Genomic DNA, 8,261 nt, shown 5'->3' on the forward strand with positions numbered 1-8,261 from the left:
GATCGTCGCTTACGCACAGTTCGTCGGTTGCTCGAGCGGCTCCAGCGCGCCGAACGGCCCGTGGATCTTCATCGCGACGAAACGGGCATGGCGGGCGCGAATATCGGTCAGATCGGCAGGGGTCGAGATGTGGCGCTCGGCGTCCCCAAGCACAAGATCGGCGTGCCCCTGAAGGGACAGAACGCGAAGGGGTTCATGCTCGCAACTCACCACGGATGCAAGGACATCCAGCAGCCGGATCAATACAGCCGTACTATTGACTGCATTCTGCCGGATCATGTGAAACATCGCATTTGTGACGCCCGTGTAATCAGGATTCGCAACCACCAGGACAGGTCGATCCTCTCGCAGATAGACCCCGGACGTCAGCGTCCTCGGCGCCAGTTCGCATAATGCGGCGCCGAGCCTGTCGAGTACACTCATTGCAGTATGCGGATCATTGATCCCCGGCGATAACGCCCGAACGGCGACTTCGACCAGTTGACGGATGGAGAATTCCAAATCAGCGGTGCTGCCCCGGCGTGATCCGAGCGCCGTGGCAGCACGAATGGCTTCCCCGGCGCCGTCCACCATTGGGCTGATCAAGGCGATCGGCGCATCCGGAAAGACATAGTCTCCGGGCCGAACCAGCAAACGAATCGCGGTCGAATGCTCAGCGGCCCAGTCCGCGAGGCCATCGCCATCGAACTGCTGCAAATATCCATAGCGCGCGTCTAAAACCGGCTCCGCGTTCCGCCAAATTGCCTTCGGCGGTGGCAACGGCTGCTGCTTTTCGGTCGTCAGATTGGCGATTGCCGCACGCACGTCTTCGCTTACCAGCTCGATCACAGTGTCGACGTTGATGCGGCTCGCCATGTGCCCTACGAAATAGACCAGGGTGGCAACGCATACGAATGCCAAGACAATACTGACGCTCAACGCGAGGTGCGGAACGAATGCTCCCTCGTCCTGCGTTCTCACGCTACGAAGCACGATCAAAGCGTATGAGAACGTCCCTAGGAATATGCCCAGTGTAATCTGATTACCGCGATCGCGTGTGAAATTCCGCAGCAGTCGCGGGCCCATCTGGCCGGCCGCCAGGGAAAGTGCTGCGATCGTGATCGAAAACACGGTGCCCGCCACCCCGATCGTTGAGGACGCCACCGCTCCCAAGAGCGTGCGAGCACCGGTGCCGCCACCATCATAGAGCCATCGGCTGTCGAGAATGGTTGAAGAGATCAACCCGCTGCCGTCGATTTGCAGCAGCCCGAGCGCCGTGGCGATGCCGATCAAGACCATGACCGCCGGAATGAGCCAAAACGTCTCACTGAGATCGCCAATGAATTTGCGGGTTCGGGCGATCATCTCAATCCTGACCGGCTGTCATGGGCGCGCCGCCCGCGCACCACGCAGACCATCAACTCATCGACAAACCCCGTCTCGCATGGGCTTATCGAACCGACGTATCCGCCACGCGGTTTGGCCTGCTCCAGTGCCCCTCTGTGCATCACCTAAAAGAGCACCTCGCCGGCCAAGAGGCCCATCGCGAGAAATACCACGAAGATTGCCAGAGCGATAAAGAACAGCCATTTTGCGATTGTTGCGGCGCCGGCAGAGACGCCCGAGAAGCCGAGGAATCCCGCAATCACGGAGATACCAAAAAAGATCAGGGCCCATTTCAACATTCTTACACACTCCGCGAGCGCCATCTTCGATTTGGCCGTTCGTGCTCGGTGGCCAACCGTGAACGACACGTCAACCCTCAAGAATGCGTTACGTTGCGTGGCCTTCCTGGGTATTTGTACCTAGATGGGCGGACACCGTGCGCCTGGACGATAGCGACCGCAGCAACGATACAGCGGGTCTGCCATTGAGTGTGTCATCATCGCTGTCGGAGGACGAGCCTTGTTTTTCACAGATTGGGCGGACCTGGGCCGTCTCCTTGTTGTCGGAATACCGGCCTACATAGCTCTCGTCCTGTTCCTTCGCATTTCAGGCAAGCGAACACTCACCAAGCTGAACGCTTTCGACCTGGTCATTACGGTTGCCCTCGGTTCGACGTTGTCGGCGGTCCTGCTCAATAAGTCTATCAGTCTGACGGAAGGTGTCCTCGCATTCGGGTTGCTGATCGTGCTTCAATATTGCATCACTTGGCTGTCAGTTCGGTGGCGCAGTATCGAGACCATCGTCAAGTCGGAGCCCACGCTTCTTCTGCACCAAGGCAGATTCCTGGATCAAGCGATGATGCAGCAGCGCATCACGCGAGCCGAGGTGTTGTCCGCCATCCGTACCAGCGGAAAGGGCGAACTCAGCGCCATCCTCGCTGTCGTCCTTGAGACGGATGGATCGATGAGCATCTTGGACAACACTTCGGGGAGCGGCGACGCGCTGACGGTGGTCTGGTCACCGAACACCGTCAATCAATCGACCGGGGCACCCTGACAGGGCTCAGACCGAGGATCTGAATTCACTCCATCAGGCTTCGCGCAAGGTCGCACCGGCGATGATCAGGTCCGTGGGATGTTCGGTGCGCTGCTGCGACGTTGCCATCCTCATTCGCGCATTGCCGTCGACGCCGGCACCCCGGCAGTTCGAGAAGTTCCGTCCGGAAAATTCCAAACTGCGGTTCGCCCTCGACACGATTCCGCAGCGTCTTCATCGTCTCTCACTCATTGCCCATCTGCCATTCCGAGGGACGCGGTGACGGCTCTCAGGAACCTTTATGCCGAGCAGACGTAGGTGAATGCGACGGAATATACCTACAATCGGCGGACTCATTCACGCTTCCAGATGCCTGCTCTCGTCCGATCTGGTCGAAGGGCTGCAGGTCGAAGGCCGTTCGCCACGGTCGTGATCTCTGGTTCATCTCAACGTCGCACATCGCGACATTTTCGCGCTCCTGCCCGTCGATGGCAGGTGCGGCAATAGTGACGAGTAGATGCCATGAGCGACGAATACAGATCGCAGCTGCGGCAGAACTCCCATGAGCTTGCCCCGGATGCTGTCGGGGTCCAGGCCGTGGTCGGACTCGTCGAGCTGAAGCCGACCATCCAGCGTGTTCTGTCGAGGCAGATTCCGAGCCAGACACTGGACGTTCGGGATTCGGGGAGCACGTACGGACCGATCGTGTTCGTCGTGGACGACGATGCACATGTCCGGGACGCATTGCGACAGATGCTGGAGAACGAAGGACGGAGCGTGCGGACCTACGACTCCGGCGAAGCGTTCCTCGCGGCGTATCGCGCCGGCGCGACCGCATGCCTCCTAATCGATGCCTATTTGCCGGGAATGAGCGGGACGGATCTGTTGGGACGACTCGCGAATGCCGGCCATCGACTTCCTGCCGTCATGATCACGGGCGGCAGCGACATCCAGACCGCCGTCCGAGCCATGAAATCTGGGGCGATGGATGTCATCGAAAAGCCGGTCGGACGCGACGAACTCATCAGATGCGTCGACCAGGCGTTACGGCGCGCCGACAGCACCCGAGAGTTGACCAACAAGATAGCCAACGCCCTTCGTCGGCTCGGACACCTGACTCAGCGGGAGCGTCAGATCCTGGAGCGCATCGTCGCCGGCGATCCCAACAAGAATATCGCCGCCGATCTCGGTCTCAGCCAGCGGACGGTCGAGAACCACCGGGCCTCGATCATGAAGAAAACCGGGTCAAAGACACTTCCCGCCCTGATCTGGCTGGTGTTTGCCACGACGGCGGATCCCGACGAAACCGATGGCCTGCGATGAAGGCCCGCCTTCCTCACCCGCGATCCCCGCCCAGTTCTTGACGCAAGCAGGTTGAATGCGATGATCAGCGAACTGGCCGGCGCCCGATCGATCGTTCGTTATTGGGTCATTGTCTTCGTCACAACAGTTGCCGCGCTGTTGATCGCGTGGACAGCGAGCCGAGCTCTCCTCCTGATGTTCGCAGGAGTCCTGTTTGCCGCCTTCCTCGACGCGATCACACGGTTGCTCGGCAAGGCGGTGCCCGCGAGTCGGGGTGTCCGGCTCGCGATCGTCTGCACCATCCTTTCCGCCGCCTTGATTGCCGCCTTGGGCTGGGGAGGCACGGCCATTGCCACGCAGGGGGGTGAACTCGCCTCGACCTTGCGCGAGCAGATCAACCACATGCTCGCCTGGCTCGACCAGCGCGGGATTCAGATTGCACCGGACGGCGTAGGCGCCTTAGCCGATCAGGGGCACCAGTCGGCTGGGGCACCGACGCTCCGATCCGTTCTGCCCGACGTCGGCGGCCTGTTCGGACCCGCCTGGACGGCGATCGCGATGCTGCTGGGCGTCCTCGGCGATGTCCTCATCATCATTTTCCTTGGCGTGTTTCTCGCCGCGCAGCCATCGGTCTATCGCGACGCCGTCCTCCTGCTGATCCCGCCGGCACAGCGCGGGCGCTACCGCGAGGTCCTCGACGAATCCGGTGAAACGCTCCGACATTGGCTGCTGGGGCAATCACTGACCATGTCGCTCATCGGCCTGTTCGTATGGCTTGGACTGACCCTCGCAGGCGTGGGGCCTCCGTTCCTGCTCGGACTGCAGGCTGGCCTGCTGGCGTTCGTCCCGACCCTGGGACCGCTGCTCGCCGGCATCGCCATCATGCTCGCCAGTTTTGCCTCGGGGCTCTGGAGCGCGGTCGGCGCGCTGATTGTCTATCTCGTCGTCCAGACCGTGGAGAGCTATCTGCTCACGCCGATCATCCAGAAGCGGGCGATCGCGGTGCCCCCGGCATTCCTTTTTGCCAGCCAGATCGTGCTGGGCTTGCTGTTCGGGTTCTACGGCCTCGCGCTTGCCACCCCGCTCGCGGCGGTCGCGCGCGTCTTCATTCTTCGCCTCTATGTCGAGCGCGCGCCCCGGCTCATCGCAGCGGACGGAACAGCTCGAACCGGCCAAGGGATGGCGTGATCGATTGCTTCGACACACCGGTCCAGGACGTCCGCGCCGACGCTGATCCAGGGCATTCGCAGCGGCACGCGATGCCCTCAGAGCGATGCGCCTGTTCACACCCCGGACAATGGCCCGGCGCCCTCGGCGGCGCGTTCGGCGGCGATGCATTCGTTCCATGGCGCCACATGGGTACATTCCGAATCTGGATGAACGAGCGACGCATTCCCAGCTTACGTGTAGTCCCAATCAATTCGTGCCGGAGACGACTCATGAAAACAGCGACGCTCAACAAGGCTGCAATCTTTGGATTTGGTTTTTCCGCCCTGGCGTTGGCTACTTATCCAGCTCAGGCCCAAAACACCGCCGCGCCAGCCGAGCCGGCCAACCAGGCCACCTCGCCCGGCACGACGGCGGCGGCTGGCGGAGGCATCCAAAAAGCCAGGACCGCGACCATGGCCGTCCGGTTCGTCTCGGTGCGCTCCGTCGACCTGATGGCGACCAAGCTGATCGGTGCGAACGTCTACAACAACAGGAACGAGTCGCTCGGCGAGATCGAGGATCTGGTGCTCGACAACGGCAAGTCGCTATCCGGCGTCGTCATCAGCGTCGGCGGCTTCCTGGGAATGGGCGAGCGCTACGTGATGGTCGATCCCTCCACCATGGTCGTCCAGGTCACCGACGGCACGATGAAGGCCTACATCGACACGTCGAAGGACAACCTGAAGAACGCGCCCGAATTCAGCTACGCCAAGGCCCGGGCCTCCAGCAGCACGTCCATGCCGGCGGCCTCCACGACCAGCACGGCGCAAACGGCCGACAACACAGCGAGCCCCGCGGACTCGAAGACCTCGAGCGCGGCGATGACGTCATACGCTGCGGCGCTCGACGGCGCCTCCGAGGTGCCCCCGAACAACAGCAAGGGGACCGGATCGGTCAAGGCCAAGTTCGATCCGTCGTCGAAGCAGCTGACCTGGACGATCGCCTATTCCGGTCTCACCGGCCCTGCGACAGCCGCTCACTTCCACGGTCCGGCCGATGCGGGCATGAATGCCCCGCCGGTGGTGCCGATCAAGAGCGATCTTGCAAGCCCGATCGAGGGAAGCACGACGTTGACCGACGCCCAGGTTGCTGAACTGCAGAACGGCCGGATGTATTTCAACATTCACACCGCAGCCAACAAGGACGGCGAGCTGCGCGGGCAGCTGACAAAATAACACCGCGTCGCCGCATTGACCGGTCTGACGCCGACGTCACGTCGACCTCGACGACAAGAACGGCCGAGCGCGCATGGGACGATCCTCGTTTCCTTGGCCGCTCTTCCAGAGTCCGCAGAGGCTACCAACAACCCACCACCGAAGCCCGTCAACGTCATCCTGTAAGTCATGCCCCGCCCAAGGCCCCGATATCTGCACAAGCACACGACACGCCACGGAAAGACCGTTTGGTATGTCCGCAAGGGCAAAGGCGGTAAGAAGCACCGCGTTCGCGGGGACTACGGTACCGAGGCATTCAACGCCGCCTATGAGGCTGCGATAGCGCGGTTGCGGCCGAGACCAGCTCGACACCGAAGCCGCCGAGTGCTCCAGGTGGTACACTGCAATGGGCATGGCTGCTCTATCGCGCCGAAGCTGCCGACTGGCGCGGGCTTTCCAACGCGACCCGTAAGCAGCGAGAAAACATTAGCAGCGAGAAAACATTATGAGGAACGTGCTCGCCACCGCGGGGGCACCGCCAAGATTGCAGACATTGACCGCGCTACGATCGTTACTGGCGTCGATCGTCGTAAGGACACTCCATTCCAGGCGAAGAGCTTCGTCCAGACCATGCGCGCCCTGTTCTCGTGGCTCCTCGAAACCGGCAGGCTCAGGGTCGACCCGACTGCAGGGGTAAAGGTCAAAAAGCCGAAGACCCGCGGTTTCCTCGAATGGGATTATGCCGACATCATCAAGTATGAGCAGCACTGGTCCATCGGCACCTCGCCAAAGGGTGATGCTTGACGTCTACTGCTACACAGGCCTTCGTCGCGGCGACGCCGCGAGAGTCGGAAAGCAGCACGTCCACAATGAGACAATTTCGCTTGCGACTGAGAAGAGCCAGGGCCAAACCGCGGTCCACATCCCGGTGCTCGATGTCCTGAAACGGACGCTCGATGCCGGCCCGACCGGCGAACTGACTTTCATCGTCACCGAGAAAGGAACCCCTACACCAAGGAGAGCCTCGGCAACGCCTTTAAAGAGGCAGGTGTTGCTGCGGGGGTCCTAGACAAGTCCGCCCACGGCCTTTGCAAGGCAGCAGCGCCCCGAGCCGCCGAGAACGGCGCAACCACTCACGAGCTGATGGCCATCTTCGGATGGATCGATATCAAGGAAGTCGAGATTTACACCCGAGCAGCAGACCGAAAGCGCCTCGCGGCGCAGGCGATCGGGAAGCTCAAACGATGAAATCGGGCGATTTCGAAAGACCGACTGAATCAACGTCGTCAGACCTAACCCTAACCGCGCTCCACAACCGACTTGAGCGTCCGGATAGCGCCTTCAAGGCGATCAATCTGCGCCGCGGTCTGATCGGTCCACGAGCGATCGTTGGTGCTCCCTCCGACGCGGAACTGCCGGCGTTCAGCGGTTCCAGCAGTGAATCGTAAGAGGGGATCTGCTTCTTGATGTCTTCAATGAAATGGTTTGTCATTGTATGTCTAGAATAATCGTACCACGAACACAATCAATGCGAGTGACCTTGCCCCCAGGTTTTATCCAGGTCTGAATTCGTTCGGGCGGTTGGATGTGCCCATCTGGGCGGTGGTAGCGGCGGGAGCTGGCGCGGAGCTCTCGACATAGCGTAGCGCCAGATCCCGACGCGGATTGCAGGTTGCGGCGAACTCGGATGGTGTCTTCCATCCGAGTTGGGAGTGCGGCCGAGCGTCGTTATAGTCGGCCTGCCAACATCGGAGCGCGACGCGGGCCTGGGCGAACGAGGTGAACAGGGTCTCGTTCAGCAGTTCATCTCGCAGGCGCCCATTGAAGCTCTCGATGAAGGCGTTCTGCATGGGTTTGCCCGGCGCGATGTAGTGCCAGGCGATGCGGCTCTGATCGGCCCATGTCAGGATGGCATTGCTGGTGAGTTCGCTGCCGTTGTCGCTCACCACCATCTTGGGCTTGCCGCGCTCAGCGACCAGCCGATCCAGCTCCCGAGCGACCCGGGCGCCCGAGAGGGAGGTGTCAGCCACCAGCGTCAAGCACTCGCGGGTGCAATCATCGACCACGGTCAGGATGCGGAAGCGCCGGCCATCGGTCATCTGATCCGACACAAAGTCTAGCGACCAGCGATCGTTCGCGAGCAGTGGCAGCGTCATCGGCGCTCGCGTGCCGAGGGCCCGCTTGCGGCCTCCTCTG

9 protein-coding genes and 1 pseudogene are annotated in these 8,261 nt (G+C 61.5%); 7 read left to right on the plus strand and 3 right to left on the minus strand.

Annotation, left to right across the window (positions count from 1 at the left end; all coding sequences use genetic code 11):
* Nucleotides 1-9: 9 nt before the first annotated feature.
* Nucleotides 10-1,344, minus strand: a complete 1,335-nt coding sequence (locus HL666_RS20450; protein WP_172183232.1) for a DUF2254 domain-containing protein — start codon at nucleotides 1,342-1,344, stop codon at nucleotides 10-12.
* Between the two features lie 146 nt (nucleotides 1,345-1,490).
* Entirely contained in the window at nucleotides 1,491-1,664 is a 174-nt protein-coding gene (locus tag HL666_RS20455) for a DUF1328 domain-containing protein (protein ID WP_172108254.1), read from the minus strand.
* 220 nt (nucleotides 1,665-1,884) lie between these two features.
* Here HL666_RS20455 and HL666_RS20460 point away from each other — a divergent pair, with 220 nt between their 5' ends.
* From HL666_RS20460 to HL666_RS34630, 7 genes and pseudogenes are all read left to right on the plus strand, one after another.
* Entirely contained in the window at nucleotides 1,885-2,421 is a 537-nt protein-coding gene (locus HL666_RS20460; RefSeq protein ID WP_172183234.1) for a DUF421 domain-containing protein, read from the plus strand.
* Nucleotides 2,422-2,922: 501 nt separating this feature from the next.
* Nucleotides 2,923-3,723 carry a response regulator transcription factor gene (locus HL666_RS20465; RefSeq protein ID WP_172183235.1) on the plus strand — a complete coding sequence of 267 codons (801 nt, stop codon included), beginning with the start codon at nucleotides 2,923-2,925 and terminating at the stop codon, nucleotides 3,721-3,723.
* Between the two features lie 60 nt (nucleotides 3,724-3,783).
* Complete coding sequence (locus tag HL666_RS20470) at nucleotides 3,784-4,890, plus strand: AI-2E family transporter (protein ID WP_172183237.1); 1,107 nt, start codon at nucleotides 3,784-3,786, stop codon at nucleotides 4,888-4,890.
* A gap of 251 nt (nucleotides 4,891-5,141) precedes the next feature.
* The gene (locus HL666_RS34510) at nucleotides 5,142-6,086 is read left to right on the plus strand and encodes a CHRD domain-containing protein (protein ID WP_311976046.1); all 945 of its coding nucleotides are present in this window, start codon (nucleotides 5,142-5,144) and stop codon (nucleotides 6,084-6,086) included.
* Between the two features lie 363 nt (nucleotides 6,087-6,449).
* Nucleotides 6,450-6,869 carry a site-specific integrase gene (locus HL666_RS20485; RefSeq protein WP_172183238.1) on the plus strand — a complete coding sequence of 140 codons (420 nt, stop codon included), beginning with the start codon at nucleotides 6,450-6,452 and terminating at the stop codon, nucleotides 6,867-6,869.
* A complete protein-coding gene (locus tag HL666_RS20490; protein ID WP_172183240.1) occupies nucleotides 6,862-7,134 on the plus strand; it encodes a site-specific integrase in 273 nt (90 codons plus the stop codon). The genes HL666_RS20485 and HL666_RS20490 overlap by 8 nt, the downstream gene beginning before the upstream one ends.
* Nucleotides 7,119-7,313: pseudogene (locus HL666_RS34630) on the plus strand (tyrosine-type recombinase/integrase); the annotation flags it as partial. The gene HL666_RS20490 and the pseudogene HL666_RS34630, both read left to right, overlap by 16 nt.
* A 305-nt stretch (nucleotides 7,314-7,618) precedes the next feature.
* On the opposite strand, the gene HL666_RS20500 reads toward HL666_RS34630, so the two are convergent.
* Nucleotides 7,619-8,261: integrase core domain-containing protein (locus tag HL666_RS20500; protein ID WP_172183242.1), on the minus strand; the 643-nt coding region annotated here is incomplete at its 5' end.

It is taken from the genome of Bradyrhizobium aeschynomenes (genome assembly GCF_013178945.1).
GTDB lineage: Bacteria > Pseudomonadota > Alphaproteobacteria > Rhizobiales > Xanthobacteraceae > Bradyrhizobium > Bradyrhizobium aeschynomenes.

Coding starts and splice junctions, on each gene's coding strand:
- HL666_RS20450 (WP_172183232.1), bottom strand. CDS start 1,344: ATGATCGCCCGAACCCGCAAATTCATTGGCGATCTCAGTGAGACGTTT.
- HL666_RS20455 (WP_172108254.1), bottom strand. CDS start 1,664: ATGTTGAAATGGGCCCTGATCTTTTTTGGTATCTCCGTGATTGCGGGA.
- HL666_RS20465 (WP_172183235.1), top strand. CDS start 2,923: ATGAGCGACGAATACAGATCGCAGCTGCGGCAGAACTCCCATGAGCTT.
- HL666_RS20470 (WP_172183237.1), top strand. CDS start 3,784: ATGATCAGCGAACTGGCCGGCGCCCGATCGATCGTTCGTTATTGGGTC.
- HL666_RS34510 (WP_311976046.1), top strand. CDS start 5,142: ATGAAAACAGCGACGCTCAACAAGGCTGCAATCTTTGGATTTGGTTTT.
- HL666_RS20490 (WP_172183240.1), top strand. CDS start 6,862: ATGCTTGACGTCTACTGCTACACAGGCCTTCGTCGCGGCGACGCCGCG.